Here is a 23702-nt window from a genome sequence, read left to right as displayed (position 1 = left end):
TCGGGCGTCACGGCGGGGGTACTCAGTTGTGTCGCTCGGTTCCGCTGAACTCCACTGTGAACCGTCGTCAGGCCATATACCCTCCGTCGATGACGAGCGGGTGGCCGGTGACGAACGACGACTCGTCCGAACAGAGCCAGACGACCGCGCTGGCGACCTCCTCGGGTTCGCCCATCCGGCGAAGGGGCTTCGCCTGCACGATCTGGTCGATAGTCTCCTCGCCCATCTCGTCGCTCGCGCGGTCGATCATCTCCGTGTCGATGACGCCAGGACAGACCGCGTTCACGCGGACGCCGGCGGGACCGTACTGGGCCGCCGCGGCACGGGTGAGCCCGATGACCCCGTGCTTGCTCGCGACGTAGGGACCGCCGCCGGCGGCGCTGAGCCCGGCGATCGACGAGGTGTTGACGATCGCGCCGCCGCCGTTGTCGGCCATCACGGCGAGCTCCTCGGTCAGACAGTTCCACACGCCGGTCTGGTTCACGTCGATCACCCGCTTCCAGTCCTCGAGCGACTGGTCGGCAAGCGGCGCGCTGCTGCCCTCGATCCCCGCGTTGTTGAGTGCGAAGTCCGGGACGCCGTAGGTGTCGACCGTCTCCTCGACGAGCGACGCCACGTCGTCGGCGTCGCTCACGTCCGTCTCGACCGCGGTCGCCTCGCCGCCGTCCGCCTCGATCAGGTCGACCGTCTCCGCGAGGTCGTCCGCGTCGATGTCCGCGACGACCACCCTTGCACCCTCCGCGGCGAACCGCTCCGCGGCTGCCCGTCCGATACCCGCCGCTCCGCCGGTGACGATCGCGACGCCGCCCTCGATTCCGTTCATGAGATATCAGAACGTGTCAACGTATTCAGACGACAAATAGTCACCGGCGAGGAATCGTTCGGGAGACGGCACGGCGATCGTTCGGGCGGGTTCAGTCGTATATCGGGGCGAGTGCGCTGTGGATGTTGTCGCTCGTGTCGGAGTGTACTGGTTTCGTCAACTGCGAAAGGAGAGTTAGACCGAAAAACGACGGCTGGCGAGCGACCCTACTCGCGGTCGGGCTGCTCGGTCCCCGGAACGCCGCCGCCGCTCGATAGGCCGAGGGTCCGCGTGAGGACGCCGACCGGGTCGGGACGACCGGCGAACGACTGCAGCACGTACATCGCGATCACCAACAGCACCGCGGCGGTCTGGACGACCCGCGAGGGGTACACCATCGCGAGCACGCCGGCGACGAAGAACGAGATGCGCGATGTGATCGTCACCACGTCGCCGAAGACGAACCGGTAGTTGATCCCGTGGATCATCGCGATCGCGCCGAACAGCGCGAACCCGCCGGAGGTCAGCGACAGCTGATTGAACTCCGCCGAGACGACCTCGGGATGGTAGACGAACGTGAACGGAAGGATGAACAGCGGCGCCGAGAGCTTGATCGCCTCCCAGCAGCTCCGCCAGAAGTTCGCGCCCGCGATCCCGCAGGCGACCGCCACACACGTCGCGATGGGCGGCGTCAGCCCCGCGAGGATGGCCGCGTAGAACACGAAGAAGTGTCCCGCGAACTCGGGCAGGAAGAACTGGCTGATGAGCGTCGGCGCCACCAGCAGCGCGACGATGGTGTACGACGCCGTCGTCGGCATCCCCAGCCCGAGGATGATACAGATGATCATCGAGAGGATGGCCGCGATCAGCAGGACGCCGCCCGACAGGTCGAGCAGCGTCAGCGAGATGGCGGTCGGCACCCCCGTCGCGGTGAGGATGTCGACGACGCCGTTGATGGCCGCCAGGATGATCGTCACCGGGGCGAGCACGACCACGCCCTCGCGGGCGCCGTCGAGCGTCTCCCAGGTCGTCCGCTTGAGCGACTCGACAACCGTCTCGTCTGCGTCACCGACGGCCGAGTGGATCACCGGGAACAGCATGCCGGTGAGCAGCATCGCGCCGGTCGTCCACAGCGCCGCGGTGCCGACGGTCACCTGCTCGACGCCGAGCTTGTAGATGAGCACCGCCAGCGGGATGCCGTACTTCAGGCTCTCGGAGGCGAACTCCGAGCGCGGCATCTTGTCACCCAACAGCTTCGATGCGTCGGTGTCGTCGAGCTGCGGGGCGGCGACGTAGTGCACCGCCACGAAGATGGTGAGCGAGAGGATCACTGCGGGGATGATCCCCGCGATGATCACGTCCACGTAGGTGACGCCCGTGATGAGCGACGCCATGATGAACGCGCCCGCGCCCATGACCGGCGGGAGCACCTGACCCGCCGTCGAGGCGACCGCCTCGATGGCACCCGCGGTCTCCGGCTTGACGCCGTTGCGCTTCATCAGCGGGATCGTGAACGAGCCGGTCATGCCGGCGTTCGCGGTCTGGCTCCCGTTGACGGAGCCGATGACCGCACTGGAGAGCACCGCCGTCTGGGCGATGCCCGAGTCGATGTACTTCGCCGAGCGGAACGCCAGCCGCATGATCAGGTCGAACGCGCCATACGCCTTCAGGAAGCCCGCATACAGCAGGAACAGCGCGATCCACGCCGCGACCAGCTGCGTCAGGAAGCCGAAGAAGCCGTCGACGCTGACGACGACCGTCCGGAGGATGCGCTCGACGCCGAGCCCGCCGTGCTGGAGCGGGCCGGGAGCGTACATCCCGAAGTAGCCGTAGCCGAACCCGAGCAACACGACGGCGACGAACGTGCCGCCGAAGGACCGCCACGTCAGGTACACCATCACGACCGAGAAGACGGCCGCCATCACGTACTCGTGCGGCAGCGCGCGTCCCGCGCGTTCGACGTACAGCGCCTGGAAGTTCACGGACATGTAGACCGTGGTCGCGAGCACGTCGATCGCCGACAGCGACAGCAACGCCGCGTCGACGCGGTTGCCCGGCCCGTAGGCGCTCTTGAGGTCGGCGAGGAGGTGTCCGTTCCCGTCCCCGTCGGACATCGCCATCAGCTCGGTGACGATGTACAGGATCAGGATGCCGCCGAGGAAGGCGACGCCGAACTGCGCGCGCGGCATCGGGTAGAACTTGGTGTACAGCATCACCCCCGCCCAGAACACCACGGACAGGGCGATGAGCACGTTCCGCAGCGACACCAGCTCGGCGTCCCACGGCTGCGCGCGGTCGAAGCTCACGTCGCCTGTTCCCGCCCTCGCGCCCGCTTCCGCGTCACTCATGAGTTATCACGCCCGATACCCGGAGTCCCTCTGCCACCCGCTGTTGGATAGTTGCACACATTGAATCGTATGATCGTGATGATCGTACCTATAAATTGTCGCCCGGTCAGGGGCGATGGTCGTTTCTACTCGTTCTCGCCGTCGGTCCAGCTGTCGTCCCAGACGTCGTTCGCCTGGAAGAAGTCCGCGACGCCGGCGTGAACCGGCAGGTCCTCGAGGACGGCGGTCGTCATCGTCTCGGGGTCGGAGTGGTCGAGCGTGGTCGGGTCGGCCTCGCGGATGGCCTCCCAGTGCTCGTTAGCGAGGCGGGCGACCTCCTCGGTCGCGCCCGCGGGAACGTCAGGACCGAACGCCCACTGGCCGGCGAGGACCCACGCCGTGGTGGTGTCGGTGATGCCGGACACGTCCTGCTCCCAGCCGTACGGCTCGAGGCCCTCCTTCTTGATCGCGCCGCCGACGTTGTCGATCGCCGACGAGAAGTTGTCGTCGACCTCGATGACGTTCAGCCCGCCGCCGGAGCGCACGTCGACCTCCTGGACCCAGCTGGAGAGGGCGACGCCGTTGGCGCCGTAGATACACAGCGCGTCGACACGACCCTCCTCGACGGCGCCCGCGATGTCGCTGGTACCGACGTTGAGGATGTCGTTCGGCTCCCACAGACCGGCCTCGCGGATGACCTCCTCGGTCAGCAGCCGCGTCCCGAAGCCGGGCTGGATCGGGTAGATCGTGTAGCCACCCTCGGCGAGGTCGGCCGTCGAGGTGATGCCAGATTCCTCAGTCGCGACCCAATAGATCTCGAGGTTCGTGAACACGAAGCCCTGGTGGGGAAGGCTGTCGACGGGCTCCTCCGCGAACGGCCCCTCCTCGTTCAGCGCCTTCGAGAGGGAGTTGTTGTCGACACCCATCGCGTTGATGTTGTCGCTGTCGTACTCGTAGAGGTTCGCCGTCCAGCCGTCGGTCACCTGAACGGAGATATCCAGAATGTCGCTGTGCTGGCTCGCCGCGCGTGCCAGTGCCTGCCCGGCCTGCTGGGTCGAACTCCCGGAGGACGTCCCCGCGATCGTCAGCTGGTAGCTCTCGGACCCGCCGCCGTCGCCGCCGGACCCACCGTCACCGCCGCCGTCGCCACCGTCGCCGCCGCCGTCACCGCCATCGCCACCATCGCCACCATCGCCGCCGTTTCCGCCGCCGGTACAGCCGGCGAGCGTGATTACGCCCATCGTTCCTGCGCCTGCCAGCACGTCACGCCTGTTTATGTCGTCACCAGACATGGCTATCTCTTAACGTACAGCATTGTTAACCATGGTGGTTAGGGCAGGGTTGTCAAATATAGGCATACGATGATGATAGATTCTGAAACACATGATCGGAACAGTACATACTAATCGATCATGTCTTTTTCAGTTAGCGACCGCTCACTCCTGCAGTCTTGCAGAGTTCGGTAAATACAGTGAGGGGGATCTGGGGAAGCGAACCGAGTTCCGTTAGCGGCCGCCCGCGACGATCACCGGACGCTCGCCGTCGATAATGATACGCTGTGTGACGCTCCCGAACAGTGCCTTCCCCGCAGGACTCCGCTTGCGAGCGGCAAGGAGGATCGCGTCGGCGTCCCGTTCCTCGGCCTCCGCGAGGACCTCCTCGGCGGCATCGCCGGTCCGCTCGGTCACCTCGACGGGAACGCCGAGGTCGTCGACCGCGTCCCGTACCGTCGTGACGGTCTCGGGAAGCCCCTGCAGCTCGCCGATCTCGTCGTTGATCGACTCGATCACCGATCGACCGGCCTCGTCGGCCGGCGCGTCGACGGTCTCGTGGACGTGAACGACCGTCACTCGGAGGTCATCGCGTCCCGGAAGCGACCGGAGCGTCTCGATCTGGTCGGCCGTTCGGTCCTCGTCGTCGTCGACCGCGAGCAGAACGTGGTACATGCGAGCGGCAGTTGAGCGGCGTCCGGTATATAATTTCGTCGCCGGCGTCGGTGTTTCGTCGGCGACGGCGTCCCGACGCCACACGACCGGTCGTTGCTTCGAGTCGTAGTCAGCGTCAGTCGGCCGCAGCGACGACGGTGTCGGCCGGCGGCTCCGCGACGATCACCCTGACGACGAACAAAGCGCCCACCGCGACGACGGCCGCGAGCATGAGCCACCCCGCCCGGTAACCGTACGTGTCCGCGAGGTAGCCGAACGCCGGCGGGGCGAACAGGGCGCCGCTTGTGAGCGCGAGCTGGCCGCCTCCGGTGGCGCCGCCCATCTCCTCGGCGGAGACGACCGTCGCCATACAGGAGTAGTACACGCCGGTGAACCCAAGCAGGAAGAACCCGAGCGCGACGAACGCGACCGTCGTGGGTGTCCGGCCGGCGACGACCGCAACCGCGACGAGCGAGACCGCGCTCGCTATCGCCTGCGCGAGGAGGATCCCGCCGATCCGACGCGTCGGGTCGCCGGGCAGCGCGTCGCTGAGCCATCCGGTGAGGACGCGACCGACGCTGCCCGAGACCTGAACCGCCGCTAGCACGACGCCCCCGAACGCGACGGACGCCCCCACGGAGTCGGTGACGTGGATCACGGTGTACCCGGTCGTCGTGAACAGCGCCGCGCCGAGACAGAACCCGGCGGCGGTCAACGCCCGGTAGGGAGGGTTCGCACCGAGCTTTCGGAAGTCGGGGTAGCTCGCCTCGCCGCCGGGCTCGGTGCCGCGGTAGACGAGCCAGAACAGGACCGCGACGACCGCACCCGTCCCGGCGGCGACGTAGAAGCCCGCCTCCCAGTATAGGACGCCAGCGATGCCGGTCACGAGCAGCGCGCTCGCGCCGCTGCCGGCGGTGACGCCGACCTGTTTCACGCCCATGACGACGTTCTGTCGTCCGGGCGGCGTGTTGTCAAAGACGGCCTTGTTCGTCCCCGGCATCGCGGTTCCGTACAGCGATCCGAGCAGGAACGCGCTCGCGAGCAACGCCGGGAACGACCACGCCTGCGTCACGAGGAACGCGCCCGTCGAGACGCCGATCAGGCCGACGGTGAGCATGCGTCGTTCGCCGAACCGGTCGGTGAGCGCCCCGAGCGGGAGCAGGAACACCGCGTACCCGAGCGTCAGCGACGTGACCACGAGCCCGACCGCGGCGCCCGAGAGGTCGAACTCCGCGCGGAAGAAGGGCGTCGCGGCGAAGATCGCGTAGTAACAGACGCTCGCGGCGACCTGCCAGGAGAGAACCAGCGAGACGATCCGATAGAGTCCCATTCGCCAGACGGTGCTCGGTCGGCCGGCTAAAGCCCTCGGGTAGCGGCCGGTTCGGCGATCGCCCGGTTCGCCGATCGCTCGGTCCGTCGCCGCGGCGTCGGAGTGTCGGAGCGAAAGAGACTCGGGTGACCCATCGAGTCGTGACCCATGGGACTGGACGACGACGCGCGCGAGTACCACCGTCGCGATCCTCCGGGGAAACTCGAGGTGTCGACGACGAAGCCGACGAACACGCAACGCGACCTCTCGCTTGCGTACTCTCCCGGCGTGGCGGCGCCGTGTCTCGACATCGCCGACGAGACTGACCGCGGCTACGAGTACACCGCGAAGGGGAACCTGGTCGGCGTCGTCTCCGATGGCTCGGCCGTGCTCGGCCTCGGCGACATCGGCCCGCTCGCCTCCAAGCCCGTGATGGAGGGGAAGGGCGTCCTGTTCAAGCGCTTCGCCGACATCGACGTGTTCGACCTGGAACTGGAGACCGACTCACTCGACTCGTTCGTCGACCGCGTCGCCGCGATGGAGCCGACCTTCGGCGGCGTCAACCTCGAGGACATCGCCGCGCCGGCGTGCTTCGAGGCCGAATCGCGCCTGCGCGATCGGATGGACGTCCCGGTGTTTCACGACGACCAGCACGGCACCGCGATCATCACCGGCGCGGCGCTGCTCAACGCCGCTGACATCGTCGAGAAGGACCTCGCGGATCTGGAGGTCGTCTTCTCCGGCGCGGGGGCGGCCGCCACCGCGACCGCGAAGTTCTACACGTCGCTGGGGGTTCCGGCCGAACAGATCACGATGTGCGACATCGACGGCGTGATCACCCCCGAACGGGCCGACGAGGGCGACCCACACGACCACGTCGCCCAGTTCGCGACCGACGCCGACGCGGTCGGCGGCACCGACCTCGCGGACGCGATCGGCGGCGCGGACGTGTTCGTCGGGCTGTCGGTCGGCGGGATCGTCAGTCCGGAGATGGTTCGGTCGATGGCCGACGACCCGGTCATCTTCGCGATGGCGAACCCCGACCCCGAGATCGCCTACGACGACGCGAAGGAGGCCCGCGACGATACCGTCATCGTCGCGACCGGCCGGTCGGACTACCCGAACCAGGTGAACAACGTCCTGTGTTTCCCGTTCGTGTTCCGGGGGGCGCTCGACGCTCGCGCGCGTAATATCACCGAGGGTATGAAGGTCGCCGCCGCGGAGGCGCTCGCGGAGCTGGCTCGCGAGGACGTGCCCGACGGCGTCAGGAGGGCCTACGGCGACCAGCCGCTGGAGTTCGGCCCCGAGTACGTCATCCCGAAGCCGCTCGACGAACGCGTGCTGTTCGAGGTCGCCCCCGCGGTCGCGGAGGCCGCCGTCGACGAGGGCGTGGCCCGACGCGACCTCGACCGCGACGGGTACGTCCGCGAGCTGGAGGACCGCCTCGGCGGCAGCCGGGAGGCGATGCGCGCCGTGTTGACGGAGGCGAAGCGCGACCCCAAACGGCTGGTGCTGGCGGAGGGAAGCGACGAGACGGTCGTCCGCGCCGCCTACCAGCTCGTCGACCGCGGCATCGCCGAGCCGCTGCTCGTCGGCGATCGCGACACTGTCGAGGCGACGCTCGACGAACTCGGATTCGACTTCAGCCCGGAGATCGTCGACCCGGCGGAAGTCGATCTCGACCCATACGCGGAGTTGGTGTACGAGCGCCGCAAGCGCAAGGGCCTCACCCGGAGCGAGGCGCGGGACCTGCTGTACGAGAACGACGCGCTCGCGAGCGCGCTCGTCGCCGCCGGCGACGCCGACGCGATGCTCACCGGGCGCACCCACCACTACCCGAGCGCGCTGCGGCGGCCGCTACAGATCGTCGGCACCGCCGACGACGCCGAGTACGCCGCCGGCGTCTACATGCTCGCGTTCGACGACCGCGTGGTCTTCTGTGCGGACGCGACGGTGAACCAGGACCCGGACGCCGACGTGCTCGCGGAGGTGACGAGACACACCGCCGAGCTGGCTCGCCGGTTCAACGTCGAGCCGCGGGCGGCGCTGCTGTCGTACTCGGACTTCGGCTCCGTCGACAACGAGGGCACCCGAAAGCCCCGCGAGGCCGCCCGCCGCCTGCGCGAGGACCCCGAGGTCGACTTCGCCGTCGACGGCGAGATGCAGGCCGACACCGCCGTCGTCGACGACCTGCTCTCGGAGGACTACGAGTTCGCGGAGCTGGATGCGCCAGCGAACGTGCTCGTCTTCCCGAACCTGGAGGCGGGCAACGTCGCCTACAAGCTGCTCCACCGCCTCGGCGACGCCGCCGTCGTCGGGCCGATGCTTGTCGGGATGGCCGAGCCCGTGCACGTGCTCCAGCGCGGCGACGACGTCGCCGACATCGTCAACCTCGCCGGCGTCGCGGTCGCGACCGCCGGCGACGACTAACGGCTCGCGATGACCGAGGTTCCGCGGCGACTGACGCCCGGAATCGGTTCGGTCGGGGCCGCTCCGGCCGGAGACGCCGGACGGCCGGGGGTCGATATCGACGTTCATTCACTCCCGATCCGGATATGGGGACGTTCTTTCCGGAATCGAGTCCGTGTTCGGATGAACGCCCGAGGTCGTCGTCGCAAACGGGACGAACCAAACGTATTTGAACGACGGCGGTGAGTGTGAGATAGACGCAGATGGACCTGACCAGCAGCCAGCGGGAGATCCTGAACACCCTCGTCAACGGGTACGAGGAGACGGAGTCCCCGATGCCGGCCACCGAGATCGCCGAGGTCTGCGACCGGCACGTGGGGACGATCCGGAACCTGATGCAGATGATGAAGTCGCTCGGGTTGGTCGAGGGCGTCCCGGGATCGGAGGGCGGGTACGTGCCGACCGACGCCGCCTTCGAGGCGCTGGACCGCGATCCGGCCGACGGCGGCGACGGCGAGACCCTGGGCCTCGCCCACGACTACGACCGGGTCGACGTGGCCGTCGAGTCGATCGACTTCACAAACGTCCACCACCCGGAGAAGTGCCGAGCGACCGTGACGTTCCGGGAGTCCGTCACGCGGTTCAGCGTCGGCGACCCGGTGATTGTCGGGCCGACGCCGAACTCGGGGCTCGTGATCACGGGACAGGTCGAGGCGACCGACGAGGGACGTAACGTCCTCCATCTCGACGTAGCGCGGATGGAGGCGCCGCTGGAGCGGTAGGGGACGGCCAGCGCCCGACGCGTCCACGCCGTGAGTTCGACTCCCTGTTTCTATGGGTCCGACGACGACGAGTCGAACGCCAACTCGAGTTCGTGGAAGTAGCGCGGAGCGTCGCGGCCGTCGGTTCGACCGCCGGTCGTCGGCGGGCGCGAACGTGTCCGATCGGACGCGACGTGCCGGGCGGCACACCGGCGGACGAGTTCCCGGTCCGCGTCGACGGCGTCGGCGGTCCGCTCGATGCCGAGGTCGTGATCGACGAGGCGTACGAGGATCGCGTCGGTCAGTTCGGGGGACGCTCCATCCGGTAACCCCCGCGTGCTGTCGGACCCGACCGCGCCCGACCGACGGCGGTCGCACCGATCCGCGTACGCGAACGAACACCCGAGCCGGCGCCCGACCGCGTCCAGCTCGCTCGCGTACGTTGCGCCCAGCGGCCGGAGGTCCGCGGCCGCGTCGCCGTACCGCGTCGTCCGCCCGAGGAGGGTGTCGGTCCGGTTCGTCGTGCCCACGACGAGCCGGTCGTCCACGTTGGCGACGTAGTATCGACAGGCCGTCCGGACCCGCGAGACGAACTCGCCCAGGTCGGTCGCGCCCGCGCGCTCGGTGACACGCGAGGGAAGCGCCGCCTCGAGTTCCGTGACGAGCGGCCTGATCGTCACCCTGTCGTCGGCGATCCCGAGGTCCTCGGCGATCGATTCGGGAGCCGGGTCATCGAGTCCGGCCGCTTTGTGACACGGGAGGTGGAGTCCGCGAACCCGATCGGCCCCGAGCGCCTCGACGGCGATCGCGGCTGCGACGCTCGATTCCCGGCCGGCGCCGAGATCGACGACGACGCCCCCGGCGTCGGCGGCGTCGACGCGGGACCGAACGAGGTCCTGGGCACGCTCGACGGTCGTGGCCGCCCGGCGGGAACCGCCGATGACGGCCCGATCGTCGTCCCCGCCCGCGTCCGATTCGACGGTCGCGTCCCCGACGGTCCGGGACGGCGCCGGCGGCCGTGACCGCTTGTGAGCGTTGCGTTCGACCCGATCGACGATCCGGGTGACGGTTTCGCGGTCGACGCCCGTCGCCTCGTCGATGGCCGTCGCCGGGCCGCGCGGCGACGTGTCGACGAGCGACCCCAGAACGGTGTCGAGCGTCGCGTAGGAGGCGCCGAGCTCGGACTCGTCGGTTTGGCCCCGCCAGAAGCCCGCCGTCGGCGGCCTGGAGACGATCTCCGGCGGCACGTCGAGGTGTGTCGCGAGCGCCCGGACGGCCGTCTTGTCGTATTCGCCGAGCGGGTGCAGGTCGGCGGCGCCGTCGCCGTACTTGGTGAAGTAGCCGAGCAGCCGCTCGGTCCGGTTGCTCGTCCCGACGACGATACCGTCGGACGCGTCGGCGACGAGGTGTGCACACGCCATCCGGAGGCGGGCCGCGAGGTTTCCGGCGGCGACGGCGTCGCCGTCGGCCGCGATGCGGGGGGCGACGTACCGTTTGAACACGTCGAGGGCGGGCTCGAGCGGCACGGTCGCGTGATCCACTCCGAGCGAGTCGGCGTACGACCTGGCGTCGCGGACGTGCTCCTCGTCGGTCGTGTCCGTCGGCATGATCAGCGCCGTCACGGCGTCGGCGCCGAGCGCATCGACCGCGAGCGCGGCCGTGGTGGTCGAGTCGACGCCCCCGGAGAGACAGACGACGCCGTGCGACGCGTCGACCGCCTCTGCTGTCTCCCGGATCAGCTTCGTCGACCGGGAGCGAAGCAGCTCGGGGTCGCCGGTGCCTGGGCTTCCGTCGGTCGACGAGGCCGTCTCGGGGCATCCGGCTGCCACCGTCAGTCACCTCCCGGCCCGTCTTCGCCCCCGACCGTTCCGTCTCCGCCCCCGAGGTCGAGGGCTGTCGCGTCCGTCGCCGACGCGGGCGCCGGGAGGTCGTACGCGACGCTCGACTGGATCCACGCGTTCACCCGGTCGCGATCGTACACGATCACGCCGCCGTCGACGAGCGAGATCCGGCCGTACCTGTGTGTCACGGACGGATCCGTCGGCGCATCGCCCTCGGCGGGCGGGTCCGTGGTCACGACGATCCTCCCACGGTCGCCGTCACCGTACGGACCGGACGAACGTAGCCGTCGGAACCGTTCTGCGGCGCTGTCACACTAGTTCTGAACACTCCACAGGGATTTTCCGATACGGCTAATTGGTTGTTACAGGTTTTGGGAGTTAGTCTGGAGGTGCGTCCACTCATCGTAGTGAGAACACCGATATCGATCGTAAAAATATTTTCGGACAGTAGAATAATATTCCACGATATCAGCTAGTGTACTAGAACACGAAGTCGACAGCAAGTGGACAGTCACCTAATTTATCAGCGTGTTTGTTCCGATCCGGCTAGCAAGTGACGCACGCCGACATCCGGTCCGGATCGGTCGCCGCGGTCCCCGCGTGGGACTCGTCCCGACGAGAGGATCGCACGTCGCCGGTTCCGTTTGCGGTACACTCGGGGTAGTCTGACCGTACCCCGTCACGTCCGGTGGATTCGTCCAGTTCGGGAGGGCCCGTTCCGCCGCATGATACTAGCAGGATAACACTTAGTACCCATGAGTCTGGTATATCTGTCAATGCCGCTTCGTCCCGTCGATCGCGACGTTCTGGAAGATATCTCACAGGACATCTCACAGTCCAATTACGGGTTCCTGTACGTCGACCGCGTCCGCGACGACCTGAAGGACCAGTACCAGAGTCGGGAGAAAGGCCGATTGAAGGCGCCGAAGCTGTCGACATCCGACGTGAAGGAGTCCCTTCGCGATCTGGCGGAGGACGAGAACTACAGCCTCGAACGGATCCGGTCGGGGGTGTTCTACTGGGACCCGTTCGGCAGCGGCACGCGAACGGGGATCACCGAGCGTCTCAAGGGCGTCTTCCGGGATCAAATGGTCGTCACGACGGAGGACCTCCGGAAGGCGTTCGATCTGGCCCACGAGGACGCGGACTTCTTCGCCAAGCAACTGCGGCGACAGAACCTCGTGATGCGTATCGCCGCGGGGAGCCGGGACTACTACTCCGTCGGTTCGCGCCTGAAGGAGGAGACCGGCGAGGACGACCTCAAAGGGAAGCTCAAGCGGCGCGCGACCCACGGCAAGCTCTCACACGGCCAATTGGAGGAGGCCATCTCGGTGGCCGCAACCTCGGACGTGATCGGCTACCTCCAGGGTGAAGGGCTCATCATCGACATGGACGGCGAGTACCTCGTCCGAAGCGCGCTGGATGAGTTCGCCGAGAAGCTCGCCGACGACCTCGGCGACGACGTGAGCCGGGCGTTCGAGGACGCCGGCAACGTGATGCCGACCGGCGAGTACGACTCGCTGATCGAATCGGAGATCGAGGTGCGGTCGAACGTGCTCGCGCACGTCAGGTCCAGCGGCGCCGACATCGGCAAGCGGGACGTCATCGAGGCCGTCCGGGAGCAGTACGACGACGAGGACGGGGACCCTCACGTCGAGGTGCTCGAGGCGCGCAGCCTCGCCGTGGCGGTCGAGCCGTTCGACCGCATGGTCGAGGGGCGGGCCGAGGACCTCACTCGACCGCTGCTGCAGGACCTGACGGCGACGACGGCCGACAACCTCAAGCAGGAACTCCGCGAGGAGATCGAGGAGCTCCACCTCACGACGAGCGACGCCGGTAACGCGTACGCACGGACGAAGGTCCGCGAACGCGGCGAGGAGCTGATCGACGAGCGATTCTGAACCCCCACACCCCTACCAATTACAATGCGATACACTAGCTTCGAGGAAGACGAGGAGTCCGGGACGGTCGTCGCACGACCGAAGAGCCAGACCGATTCGGCGGTGCGGTTCGAGCACGGCTTCGCCGAGTGGTCCGACGAGGACAGCGGGAACTGGGAGGAGCTGCTCGCACACCTCATGGAGGAGGTCCTCGGCGGCGAGGAGCTCTCCATCGACCAGGACGGCAACGCAGTAATCGACGTCGAGGACGCCGCACAAACGCTCGCGGAGAGCGAACACGCCCGCAGCGAGGACTCCGCGCGCGCTATCATCGACTACCTCGGCCACAACGACATCGTCACGATCGAGCAGTCGACGGTGACCGTGCTGCGGCCGCCTCACACCTACGACGAGGACGAAATGGACCGCGCGGTGAAGATGTACAGCAACTGGGCGGCGGCGTTCGACACGCTCACCGAGCGGATCGAGACGGCGGTCAGCCGGGTCGAGGAGGCCCAAGAGCGGCTCACCTCCCGGGCCGAGGAGACGACCGACGTGACCGAGCACCTCCAGAACCTCCGCGAGAAGCGCGAGGAGTACAAACAGGAGATGCTCTCGATCGCCGGCGACCGCGATATCGACGACCTCGACGAGGAGGAACGGCGAAAGTTCGACCACGCCCGCGAGCAGTACTACCACTACGACAACCTCGTCGAGCAGGAGGAGAAGCAAGGAGAGACGATCCCGAACCCGAACCCCGATCAGATGGACCTCGGGGAGATCATCAACCAGCTCGAATCGACCAAGGACCAGTTCTCGATCGAGCAGGAGCGCCTGCGCGACCGCATCCGGACCCAACAGCTGTGGCCGACGGAGGCGGTCGCCGCCTCCGAGCAGTTCACGAACGTGCTGTCGGCGATGGGCAACGTCGTCCCCAAGCAACAGCGGATGGAGGAGGAGGACGCACAGAGCGTCCTCGACGGCCTCCGCGGCAACTCCGAGGAGATGGCCGAGTTGAACGAGTCCTCCCAGGCGATCGCCCAAGAAGAAACCGAGACGGGACCGATCACGGAATCGTGAGGATGTGGACCGGGACCAGTTCGAGCGTCGACGACGGCGTCGAGTCGCGACCGCCGTCCGGAGAGATTTCGGGGGGTCGGAGGTAACCGCGTGTCCCGCCCGTCCACCGTCGACCCGTGGGTCGACCGCGTCGCCGCCGTCGAGCACACGTGCGACCGGATCCTCTCGTGGACGGAGCCGCCCGAACCACGGCGGGTCTGGGCGGCGATCGCGTCGTTCGACGCGTCGCTGCGCGGGATCGGGACGGTGCTGGCCGATGCATACCCCCTCCCGGTCCCGGCGACGACTGACGACGGGCGGATCGCGGAGGCGGTCGAGCGAGTGATCACGGCGGCCATCGACGGCGAGGAACCGCCGACGGACGCCGTCGAGACGGCCCGCGACGCGGATCGGATCACGGTCGTCGAGTCCGGGTCGCCGACGGTCCCGCTCGCGACTGCCGGCGCGCCGGTCGCGAACTGGTTCGTGCTGGTTCCGGTCGTTGCCGACCGACTCGACCGCGCCGCCGGCATGGTCGAGCGCGGCGCCGGCCGGATGGAACTGTACGACCGCGACGACTCCGCGGCCGCGCTATACGACGTCGCTGGCGCGCTTCGTGACACCGGGACGACGGTTCGAAACGTTGCCACGCGGACACTGTGGGTCAACCCGCCGGACGGGTTGGTCGACGCCGAGGACAGGCGGGTTCGCGAATACGTGACCCGAACGATGAACGCCTACAACCCAGTCACATGACGAGTGTCAATCTCACGCCGATCACGAAGGAGGAGCAGCCGACGTCCCACGTCACCGTGGGAGAGAGCAAGGTGGGGCCGAGCGCCGAGATCGCCCGCGTCCGGCACGCGGGCCGGGAGGCGTTCTTTCGCGTCGACACCGAGGACGACGGCTTCGCGAGCACGATCAAGAACAAGGTCTACCTGAACAGCAACGTCGCGACGCTGTTCGGCGGCATCAACCGAACGAACGACTTCTACGTCGACACCGACGTGTCGCTCGGGTCGGTCCGGACCTGCAAGCGCGCGAGCATCTACGCCGAAGGGGTCAACGAGGAGGCGCTGGCCTCGGCGCTCGCCGAGCGTCAGTTCCTATTGCATCCCATCCACGAGGTGGCCGACATCGGCGGCGAGCGTGTCGAGTTCGTCGTCGACGAACTGGAGCCGCGGGGGACGACCCTCCGGGTCGACGACGACACCGAATTCGAGTTCCTCGACGAACCGCCCGCGAGCACGGGCCCGCCGGCCGGGGCCGACGCCGGCGCGGGCGGAGGGGGCGACGGGTCGGCCGGCGGCGGTAGAGGCGGTGCCGGCGGGCAGGCCGACGAGGAGGAGGCCAACATCGACATCACCCCGAAGAACCCGACGACGAGCTTCGAGGAGGACGTCGCGGGACTGGAGGAGGTGAAGCAGACGGCGGAGATGATGCTGTCGCTGTTCGAGCCGGACGTGCGCGACGAGGTCGTCGAGCGTTACGGCGAGGAGTTCGCCGACCGCGGCGGCGGCATGATGCTGTACGGGCCGCCCGGCTGCGGGAAGACGCTCGTCTCGGAGGCGATCGCCTACGAGGCGAAGCACAACACCGACATCGAGGACAGCTACGGCGAGGTCGTCTTCCTCGAGGTTCGCGGCAGCGACGTGGTCTCGAAGTACTCCGGCGAGTCCGAGAAGAACGTCCGCGCGGCCTTCGAGCAGGCCCACGAAGCCGCCGGCGACGGGTTCGCCGTCCTCTTCTTCGACGAGGTGGAGACGCTCATCCCCGACCGGTCGGACGACAACCTCCAGCGCCACGAGCGCGCGCTGACGAACGCGTTCCTCCAGGAGATGAACGACGTGGAGGACAACCTGCTGGTGATCGGCGCGACGAACATGCCCTTCAGCATCGACCCGGCGGCGACCCGACGGTTCCCGATCCAGCAGTTCATCCCGCAACCCGACGCCGACGTGATGTCGGAGGTGTGGCGCACGTCGCTGGGACGCATCGGCGAGGACCTCGACGAGGAGGCGCTCGAGGAGCTGGGGGAGGCGTCGGTCGGGTACACTCCCGCCGAAATCGCCGACCGCGTGCTCGGCTCGGAGCTGCAGCGCGAACTCATCGAGAGCGTCATCGACGGCGACGCGATCACACCCGACAAGCAGTACCTCCTGGAGAAGCTGGAGGAGTCGGAGCCCAAGACGGTTCGCCAGTACGTCTCATCGACGATGAAGCAGGCCTCGGAACTTGAGGGGTACCCGGAAATGAAGCGCTACCTCGAGGAGCAGGCCAAGCAGATCCGTGAGGAGAACGCCGCGAGCGCGGACGCGAACGCGGCCGCGACGCCCGACGGCGGAGCCCCCGCGGACGACGGCCCGGACGAGCCGGGTGAGGACACGGGGGCCGAGTAGCCGTGGACGACGCCGGCTCGAACCCGGAGGAGTGGGACGACGCCTCGGCGGACCCTGACTCCGACGAGTGGGGCGACCGACCGGACGACGGCCGGGACGAGCCGACGAACGAGGCAGCCGTCGACGAGTCGGAAGCGGCGGCAACGGCGGAAACAGCGAGCGAAGCGACGACGGCGGAACCGGCCGACCCGGCGGAAGCGACGGAAACGACGACACCGCCTGACTCCGATGATGCGTCGGACGACGCCGACGACGAGTTCGGCCCGGATGCCGACGAGGCTGAGGTCCCCGAACGGTACGTGCAGGTGGACGCCTTCGACATGCCGGAGGTCGCGGCCGCCGACGCCGGCTCCGGCGCCATCGCGGTCGCGACCGCCGACGGCCGGATCTCGCTCATCACGTCGGGCGACCGTCGCCGGGTCGCCCGCAGGGACGACGTGGTCGACGTCGCCGTCGCGGACAGGGTGTACGCACTCGGCGACACGGAACTCGAGGCGTTCTCGCACGCGGGGAGCCGAGTGTGGGGCGTCGACATCGCGGACGGCCGGTCGGTCGACGCCGACCCCGATGCCGATCGGGTATACGTCAGAACCGGCGACGGCGAGTTCGTCGTCATCGAAGGCCGGACCGGCATCGAGGCGGGCCGGTTCGACCAACCACATGCCGAGGTCGCCGAGTCGCCGGCGGTCGCGGCCGCGGACGGCAGGCTCGCGGTCGCCTCGTGGTCGTTCCTGACGGTGCTCGATTCCTCGGGCGATCAGCTCGACGAGCAGACGCTGTCGGGCGCAGTCACGGACGTCGGGCTGCTTCCCGGGCGTGCGGTCGTCTCCCTGAAGGACGGCCAACTCGTCGGCTACGAGGGTGACGAGCAACTGTGGGGGATCGACGGCGACGTCTCCTGGCTGGCGGACGCCGGCGTCGCCGGGCTGGCGGCCCGCGTCGCCGGCAGCGACTTCGCGGTCGACGCCGACGGCAACCGTCACCCGATGGACGGGGTCAGCGGCACGCCGATCGCGGCGACCCCGTCGCTGGACCTCGTGTGTACGGTCGGAAGCGGGACTGCGACGGTGTACGCGGCGGTCGGACGGGCCGACGAGTCGGTCGGCGTCCGCGTCGAGTCGGAGTCGCTTCGGCCAGCCGACCCGACCGTCGTGCTCGCGTTCACGAACGAGGGCGACCGCGCCGTCGAGGTCGACGCGACCGTCGAGGCCGAGGGCGCCGACGTCGCCTCCTCGACCGTGTCCGCCACGATCGACGCCGGCGCGACCCAGCGTCGGCGCGTCTCGCTGCAGGCGCTGTCGGCCGACGAGGTGACGGTCGCCGCCGCCGTCGGCGAGGCGTCGACCGAGAAGACCCTCGAGGTCCAGGAGGAGACCACCGCGCTCCACGTCGAATCGGTCCTCCACGGCGTCGAGGACGGCGTGCTGTCGGCGGCGATCGACGTGGAGAACGACGGGGAAACGAGCGTGACGGGCGTGACCGTCGGCGAAACGCCGGTCGGGACGCTCGATCCGGGGGAGTCCGAGCGAGTTCCGTTCGAGCAGGACCTCCCCAGCGGCGCGGTTCGTGTTCGGGCGGACGGCGTCGACCCCCTGGAGGCCGAGACGAGCGTTCCCGCGACGCCGACGGGGATCGAGATCGAAGCCGAGTCCGACGGCTTCCTCTCGGTGACGCTGCACAACGACACGCCCGTCGCCGTCGACGACGAGGTCACGATCGACGGCGTTCCCGACGGGAACGGCTCGTTCTCGATGCCGGTGTCGATCCCAGCGAACGGCGCCTATCGGCTCGCGCTCCCGGTCGCCTCCTCCGGCGAGCGCTCCGTGACGGTCGAAACGAGCGGCGGGCGCGTCTCCGAACGGCTCTCGCTGAACCGGTGTTCGCTGCTTCAGGACGACACCGGCGGAGGCGTCGCGAACCGAGCTGGCGGCGGCAGCACCGATCGGGGCGTGTCCGGATCGTCGACCGGGACGGCCGCCGGTCCGCGGTCGGATCGCGGCGGCGGATCCGTCCCCGTCTCCATGGACCGGCAGTTCCCGTCGGCGGACCCCAGGCGGGGCGTCGTGTTCGAGGAGCGGTTGGTGGTGTCGAACGAGTCGGCCGAACCCGTCGAGTTCGAGCTTCGAACGGACGACGGTGCCTACGCCCAGCGACTGAAGGTCCGCGCGAACGGGCGGGCGGTCGGCACCCGATACCACGTGCCGCTGGAGTCCACGCTGTCGCTCCCGCGAGTCGAACTCGAACACGAGGGACGAACCACGTCGGTTCCCGCGACCGAACTCGCGGTCGATGACGGCGGGCTGGTCGCGGTGATCGCATGGGGGCAGTCCGCCGGCGGCGACGGCGGCGAGCTCTCGGTGACCGTCGAGAGCGACGAGGGAACGTGGGAGGTCGAGGAGGCCGTCGTCGGCGGCGAGCCGTCGGAGCAGATCGACGCGGAGGTGACTCCCGATTCGCCGGCACATGCCACGGTCGCCACGCCGTACACGCTCCGCGACGACGTTGCGAAGGCGTTCGTTCGTGCCCGCCGGACCGACGGCCGATCGACGAACGGCGAGGTCCAGCAGGTCAACACCCTCGTCGTTCACGATTCGGTCGTGGCCGGGGACGGCGACCGCGTGGACGACCTGACCGTCGAGGTCGAGCCCGACTCGCGCGTCGAGCGCGGCTTCGGGTCGGTGTTCCTCTCGGTCACGAACGACGGATCGCGGCCGGTCGGCGGCGTCTCGATCGACGCGGACGGGCCGCACGTCGAGAAGGCGATGTACGCCGACGGCGACGACGGCGAGACGATCGATCCGGAGTCGTCGATCCGCTACCTAGTCGATCTCGAGGGCGTCGAATCGGGCGACGAGGTCGTCGTCGACGCCGAGATCTCCGCCGGCGAGGCCGCCACTCGCGCGACCGTCTCGGCGGTCGCCGACGAGGAGGCGGCCGTCGCGTCCGACGACTGGACCCTCGACGTCGAGACGGACGACTCCCGATTGCCGTCCCGACTCTCGACGCAGTACGAGTGATCCACGGGGGCGCAACCGAGTAGCAGCCGAAACCGACCGCGGTCAACGCGCTCGGGCCAGTTTTCATCCGACTCCTGTGTGTGGCATCTGTGGTCGTCTCCTGTACCAGATACCGTTGGTCGACTCTAAGAGTGCGTACGGACCGGACCCAGCGAAACGAAATTCACCGACAGAACAGTGACGGCCCCGTCGGCATTCGGGCTCTTGTGTCGGCTGAGACGGGACAGCCGGGAGTTCCTCACGTGGACGTCCGCGGGAGGAACTCGCCGGTCGTGGCCGCCTCGGCGTCCTGCACGTACGCGTACGTGCGGAAGGCGACGCGGACCAGCACGAGCACGACGACGAGCGCGTAGGTCCCGATCGCCCCGAAGAGCCCGTAGCGACTGATCGTCAGCCGCCCCTCCACTGTCGACGCCCGGTCAGCCGTAGTGCTCGCCTCGTCGCTGGCGCCGGCCGCCTCGAAGCCCTCGACGGAGTCGTCATAGCGACCGTTGATCCGGTCGATGCGTTCGAGTACGGTGTCCGCGCGCGCCGGGTTGAAGACGAGCGGGTAGCCGGCGAGCACGAGCGTGGCGTTCGATCGGTACGCTGCGTACGCGGAGTCGGCCGTCGCGCGGTCGCTCGCGGCATCGTCGACGAGCGACCGGTAGCGCGCCGACGCGTCCTCGTAGCCGGACTGGTGTCGCTGCTCGGCTTCCTCGTCGTCCGTGTAGTCGGCAAGCTGCATCAGCGATCGGTGCGCCTCCGCGGATTCGATCGCGGTCTCGTTCGCCTCGGCGACCTCGCTGTAGTGCTCACGCTGGGTGGAGACGGTGGCCTCGAACGCCGAATCGGCCGCCGCGACCCCGCCCTGTGCGGTCGACCGAAGTTCGGGCTGTTCGAGCGAGTCGGCGTACTGCCGCATCAGGTCACGGGCGACGGCCGCCCTGGCGAGCGAGCGCTGTGCCTGCGCGTAGCTCCCGTTCTCCTGTGCAGCCCGGGCGGCGTCCAGCGAGTCGACGAACAACAGCGTCGCCCGTCCCGCAGCCAGCCCCCGCGACAGGTCGGAGCCGGGGACCTCGTCGTCGCCGCGGAGGCGCTCCTCCATCGACAGGAGCATGTCGTTCATCGGCGTTGCCGTGTCGCGTTTCCACTGTTCCTCGGAGTCGTACTCGCCGAGGGGCTCGGTGATACGGTCGAAGCTGTACGGCTTCGCCGCCGCGGTCACGGTGATCGTCTGCGTCTCGACGCCGTCGCCGGAGATACGGAACCGCCAGCGGTACTGCTGGTACAGCTCCGCCTGCGTATCGAACTGCAGGGCGACGACCATCGGCCGCACCTCGCCCGCCTCGACGGTGCCGCTGGGCTGGCTGACCACCGTGAGCCAGCGGTCCGGGCCGTCGACCTTCTCGACCTGCAGGTTCTCGATCGACTCGAAGCCGAGTCGCTCGGCCACGTCGATCGTCTGTGTGCGGTTCTCGGTGATCGTCACGTCGCCGTACGTGACAGACTCGGACACCGACAGCTCGGGTTCCTGCGCGATCGTCACCGTCCGCGTGATCGTCTGTGTGCCGGCGTCCTCCGTCTGCACGGTTATCTCTACGTCGTATTCCCCCTCAGGCGTGTCGTCGTCGGCCGCCAGAGAGAGCGTCGCCGAGCCGGTCGAGAGTCCCTCGACGGTGTTCGGGACGCTCGAGACGTCGGCGGTGATGTACTCGCCGCCCTGCACCATCTCCGCCTCGGCGCTCACGACGTTCATCTCCAGGTCGCCCGAGTTGACGATGCCGACCTCCTCGCTCGCTTGGAACGTCGACGTCGAGGACTTGGGTTCGTCGAACGGGATGTCCGTGTCGGACGCTTCGACCTCCTCGAGGTTCGCGGGGTAGATCACCCGCCCGGTGACGGTGAACGTGTAGCTTGGCGCGTCCTGCGCCTCCGGCGTCACCCGGACGTCCCACTCCAGTTCATCGTGTTGGTCCGCGGTGTCTCGCGCGTTCATCGTCACCGAGACGGTATCGCTGCCGCCCGGGCTCGTGGTGGCGTACTGGAGCCCGTCGAAGGAGACGCTGCCGTCCGTCTCCGCGCCGATGATCTCGACATCGAGCCCGTCGATGCCGTCGTTGCCTGCGATCTCCTCGATCTGGAAGTCGACCGTGCTTGAGGAGCCGACGAGCACGTCGCCGACGTTCACCTCGTCGTCGGGTACCGAGGCGATCGGCGGCTTCGCCACGTCGACGGAGACGGTTACATCCCGGTTTTGGGTACTCTGGAGGTTGTCCTCCAGTGTCATAGTGAAGCTGTACGATCCCGCAGTAACGTCGTCGTCCGCGGTTACTTGTATCTCCACGTCCCCATCTCCGAACCCGTCGATCGTGTCGGGGAGCGACTCGGTTTCGACGGAGAATCCGTCCGGGACGTTCGAGAACGTCGCCTCGGAGATCACCATCGCACCCTCGCCGTCGTTCGGGACACTCACGTCGAAGGTCGTCGATTGCGACTGGCTGTTGGGATCGTCGAATACCAGCGTCGGATCACCGGTGTCCGGGGTTCCGAACTCGGGGTACAGTAACCTGACATCCACTTCCAGCGGCTCGGATGCGTAGACACTGTTTCCTTCTACTTCGGCCGTTCCCGAGTAGGTGTCGTCCGCGACATCCCCGGTGACGACTACTTCGTAGGTGACCTCGTACTCCTCACCAGCGGTGACTTCCCAGGAACTGGAGCTTCCTGAGTCAGTTCCGCCTACTTGCTCCCACGAGTCGAACTCGAAGACGACGTTCCCGTTCGCGCGAGTGATCTCGTCGGTCGCATCCACGGTATCGTTAGCGTCGGCCGTGAACGTGAACGACAGCTCGTCGCTCACCGTCTGGTCCGTGAGCGCCGCGTCCTTCTCGACAGTCACGTTGGCAGCGATAGCCGGCGTCGCCGCGCCGAGCGCGACGACGACGGCGAACGCGACCGCGAACAGCCGCACGGCGGTCGTCGTCCGGCTCATTGGCCCGACACCTCCACAGGGTCGCGCGGGACGATCCGTCCCACCTTCGAGCCGTCCACGTCCTCGGCCCACGTCGCGATCCGCCAGCCGAAGGCGGCGGCGACGAGGCCGACGAGGAGCGCGTACACGAGCGCGAGAACGGTCGCCGCGACCGACAGCGAGAACAACGCGTCGTTGGTCGCGGTCGCGAGCGTGTTCGCGCGTTCGCTCTCGGCGGAGAGCCCGTGTTTCTCGGCCAACTGTGCGGCGACGGCCGCGTCACTGTTCGCCGAGCGCGCGTCGGTGTACGTGCCGAACACGCCCGGACCAAGCGCGGTTATCGCCGCGACGGGGGAACCACACGCGTCGCCGCAGTCGTCGACGAACGTCCCGGCGGCGCTCATCGACGACTCCATCCGCGCGCGGTCGGACTCGTAAATCGCCCGAACGCGACTCGCCTCGGCGCTGACCGTCGAGTACCGGTCGCTCGCGCCGGCAGCCTCGAACGCAGCCGCGGCGCTCTCAAGGGCGGCGAGTTCCTCGGACGTGTCTGTCGCCTCGCGCGATCGCTCGTACAGCGCCTCGCCGCGCTGGCGGTAGAAGCGTTCGAGACCGAGGCGCGCTAACGTCGCGTAGTTGTCGCCGCCGGCCGCCTCGAGCCGATCGATGGCCTCCGCGGTGGCGTCGGCTTGGTCGAGGCTCTCGGCGCTGCTGTCGTTCTGTGCGGCGCCGTAGGCCGCGGTGAACTCGTCGAGGACGGCCACGACCGCGGCCATACGTTCGCGGTCGGCCTCGGTGAACTCGCCGGTCTGTACGTCCGTGACCGCCTGTCCGCGCATCACCTCGAACTCACTGTACGTCGACAGCGCCGGCGAGTCCTCGTACTGCCGCAGTTCCGCGAGGAACTCGTCGGCCGTCTCGGCGTCCGTCTGGGCCGCCCCGACGGGCACCGTGCCGACGACGAGCAGGAGACACACGGCGATCGTTGCGATCGGTGGGGTAGAGTGATTGGATAGCATC

Annotated in this window: 16 protein-coding genes; 7 read left to right on the top strand and 9 right to left on the bottom strand. The window is 68.3% G+C overall.

The annotated features are described in order from the left end of the window. Positions 1 to 67: 67 nt before the first annotated feature. The 5 genes from K6T36_RS16865 to K6T36_RS16845 form a co-directional block, all read right to left on the bottom strand. Positions 68 to 823 (bottom strand): glucose 1-dehydrogenase, encoded by a 756-nt coding sequence (locus K6T36_RS16865; protein ID WP_222923893.1) that lies wholly within the window; start codon positions 821 to 823, stop codon positions 68 to 70. Between the two features lie 206 nt (positions 824 to 1029). After that, positions 1030 to 3150, bottom strand: a complete 2121-nt coding sequence (locus tag K6T36_RS16860; protein ID WP_222923892.1) for a TRAP transporter permease — start codon at positions 3148 to 3150, stop codon at positions 1030 to 1032. Between the two features lie 125 nt (positions 3151 to 3275). Beyond that, positions 3276 to 4388, bottom strand: coding sequence for a TAXI family TRAP transporter solute-binding subunit (locus K6T36_RS16855; RefSeq protein WP_390182345.1), 1113 nt, complete (start codon positions 4386 to 4388; stop codon positions 3276 to 3278). A gap of 246 nt (positions 4389 to 4634) precedes the next feature. Further along, complete coding sequence (locus K6T36_RS16850; protein WP_222923891.1) at positions 4635 to 5075, bottom strand: universal stress protein; 441 nt, start codon at positions 5073 to 5075, stop codon at positions 4635 to 4637. 115 nt (positions 5076 to 5190) lie between these two features. Beyond that, positions 5191 to 6384 carry an MFS transporter gene (locus tag K6T36_RS16845; RefSeq protein ID WP_222923890.1) on the bottom strand — a complete coding sequence of 398 codons (1194 nt, stop codon included), beginning with the start codon at positions 6382 to 6384 and terminating at the stop codon, positions 5191 to 5193. 147 nt (positions 6385 to 6531) lie between these two features. Between K6T36_RS16845 and K6T36_RS16840 the strand changes: the two genes are divergently transcribed. Beyond that, entirely contained in the window at positions 6532 to 8793 is a 2262-nt protein-coding gene (locus K6T36_RS16840; RefSeq protein WP_222923889.1) for an NADP-dependent malic enzyme, read from the top strand. A gap of 242 nt (positions 8794 to 9035) precedes the next feature. Next, complete coding sequence (locus K6T36_RS16835; RefSeq protein ID WP_222923888.1) at positions 9036 to 9554, top strand: TrmB family transcriptional regulator; 519 nt, start codon at positions 9036 to 9038, stop codon at positions 9552 to 9554. 50 nt (positions 9555 to 9604) lie between these two features. On the opposite strand, the gene K6T36_RS16830 is transcribed toward K6T36_RS16835, so the two are convergent. Both K6T36_RS16830 and K6T36_RS16825 read right to left on the bottom strand, forming a co-directional pair. After that, positions 9605 to 11362: an NAD+ synthase gene (locus K6T36_RS16830; RefSeq protein ID WP_222923887.1), complete on the bottom strand. Its 1758-nt coding sequence runs from the start codon at positions 11360 to 11362 to the stop codon at positions 9605 to 9607. A gap of 2 nt (positions 11363 to 11364) precedes the next feature. After that, positions 11365 to 11610: a DUF7331 family protein gene (locus tag K6T36_RS16825; protein WP_222923886.1), complete on the bottom strand. Its 246-nt coding sequence runs from the start codon at positions 11608 to 11610 to the stop codon at positions 11365 to 11367. A 540-nt stretch (positions 11611 to 12150) separates the two neighbouring features. On the opposite strand from K6T36_RS16825, the gene K6T36_RS16820 reads away from it, so the two are divergent. The 5 genes from K6T36_RS16820 to K6T36_RS16800 all read left to right on the top strand — a co-directional run bounded on the left by K6T36_RS16820 (position 12151) and on the right by K6T36_RS16800 (position 19729). Continuing rightward, complete coding sequence (locus K6T36_RS16820) at positions 12151 to 13275, top strand: hypothetical protein (protein WP_222923885.1); 1125 nt, start codon at positions 12151 to 12153, stop codon at positions 13273 to 13275. A 24-nt stretch (positions 13276 to 13299) separates the two neighbouring features. Beyond that, positions 13300 to 14334 carry a hypothetical protein gene (locus K6T36_RS16815; protein WP_222923884.1) on the top strand — a complete coding sequence of 345 codons (1035 nt, stop codon included), beginning with the start codon at positions 13300 to 13302 and terminating at the stop codon, positions 14332 to 14334. A 90-nt stretch (positions 14335 to 14424) separates the two neighbouring features. Next, positions 14425 to 15069: a hypothetical protein gene (locus K6T36_RS16810; RefSeq protein ID WP_222609207.1), complete on the top strand. Its 645-nt coding sequence runs from the start codon at positions 14425 to 14427 to the stop codon at positions 15067 to 15069. Further along, complete coding sequence (locus K6T36_RS16805; RefSeq protein WP_222923883.1) at positions 15066 to 16712, top strand: ATP-binding protein; 1647 nt, start codon at positions 15066 to 15068, stop codon at positions 16710 to 16712. The genes K6T36_RS16810 and K6T36_RS16805 overlap by 4 nt, the downstream gene beginning before the upstream one ends. Positions 16713 to 16714: 2 nt before the next feature. Further along, positions 16715 to 19729 (top strand): hypothetical protein, encoded by a 3015-nt coding sequence (locus K6T36_RS16800; RefSeq protein ID WP_222923882.1) that lies wholly within the window; start codon positions 16715 to 16717, stop codon positions 19727 to 19729. Positions 19730 to 19967: 238 nt separating this feature from the next. On the opposite strand, the gene K6T36_RS16795 is transcribed toward K6T36_RS16800, so the two are convergent. Together K6T36_RS16795 and K6T36_RS16790 are read right to left on the bottom strand one after the other, a co-directional pair. Further along, on the bottom strand, positions 19968 to 22703 hold the full coding sequence (locus tag K6T36_RS16795) for a COG1361 family protein (RefSeq protein WP_222923881.1): 2736 nt from the start codon (positions 22701 to 22703) through the stop codon (positions 19968 to 19970). Next, positions 22700 to 23701 carry a hypothetical protein gene (locus K6T36_RS16790; protein WP_222923880.1) on the bottom strand — a complete coding sequence of 334 codons (1002 nt, stop codon included), beginning with the start codon at positions 23699 to 23701 and terminating at the stop codon, positions 22700 to 22702. Before K6T36_RS16790 ends, K6T36_RS16795 begins: the two co-directional genes overlap by 4 nt. Position 23702: the final 1 nt, after the last annotated feature.

Source organism: Halobaculum roseum, from assembly GCF_019880245.1.
GTDB classification, from domain to species: Archaea; Halobacteriota; Halobacteria; order Halobacteriales; family Haloferacaceae; genus Halobaculum; species Halobaculum roseum.
The sequence above is the reverse complement of the archived record's forward strand: the minus strand, read 5'-3'. Positions and strand labels throughout refer to the sequence as shown.

What these genes read in the sequence shown, in the direction of transcription:
- K6T36_RS16865 (WP_222923893.1), bottom strand. Translation starts at nt 823, where the DNA reads ATGAACGGAATCGAGGGCGGCGTCGCGATCGTCACCGGCGGAGCGGCG.
- K6T36_RS16860 (WP_222923892.1), bottom strand. Translation starts at nt 3,150, where the DNA reads ATGAGTGACGCGGAAGCGGGCGCGAGGGCGGGAACAGGCGACGTGAGC.
- K6T36_RS16850 (WP_222923891.1), bottom strand. Translation starts at nt 5,075, where the DNA reads ATGTACCACGTTCTGCTCGCGGTCGACGACGACGAGGACCGAACGGCC.
- K6T36_RS16845 (WP_222923890.1), bottom strand. Translation starts at nt 6,384, where the DNA reads ATGGGACTCTATCGGATCGTCTCGCTGGTTCTCTCCTGGCAGGTCGCC.
- K6T36_RS16840 (WP_222923889.1), top strand. Translation starts at nt 6,532, where the DNA reads ATGGGACTGGACGACGACGCGCGCGAGTACCACCGTCGCGATCCTCCG.
- K6T36_RS16835 (WP_222923888.1), top strand. Translation starts at nt 9,036, where the DNA reads ATGGACCTGACCAGCAGCCAGCGGGAGATCCTGAACACCCTCGTCAAC.
- K6T36_RS16820 (WP_222923885.1), top strand. Translation starts at nt 12,151, where the DNA reads ATGCCGCTTCGTCCCGTCGATCGCGACGTTCTGGAAGATATCTCACAG.
- K6T36_RS16815 (WP_222923884.1), top strand. Translation starts at nt 13,300, where the DNA reads ATGCGATACACTAGCTTCGAGGAAGACGAGGAGTCCGGGACGGTCGTC.
- K6T36_RS16805 (WP_222923883.1), top strand. Translation starts at nt 15,066, where the DNA reads ATGACGAGTGTCAATCTCACGCCGATCACGAAGGAGGAGCAGCCGACG.
- K6T36_RS16795 (WP_222923881.1), bottom strand. Translation starts at nt 22,703, where the DNA reads ATGAGCCGGACGACGACCGCCGTGCGGCTGTTCGCGGTCGCGTTCGCC.
- K6T36_RS16790 (WP_222923880.1), bottom strand. Translation starts at nt 23,701, where the DNA reads ATGCTATCCAATCACTCTACCCCACCGATCGCAACGATCGCCGTGTGT.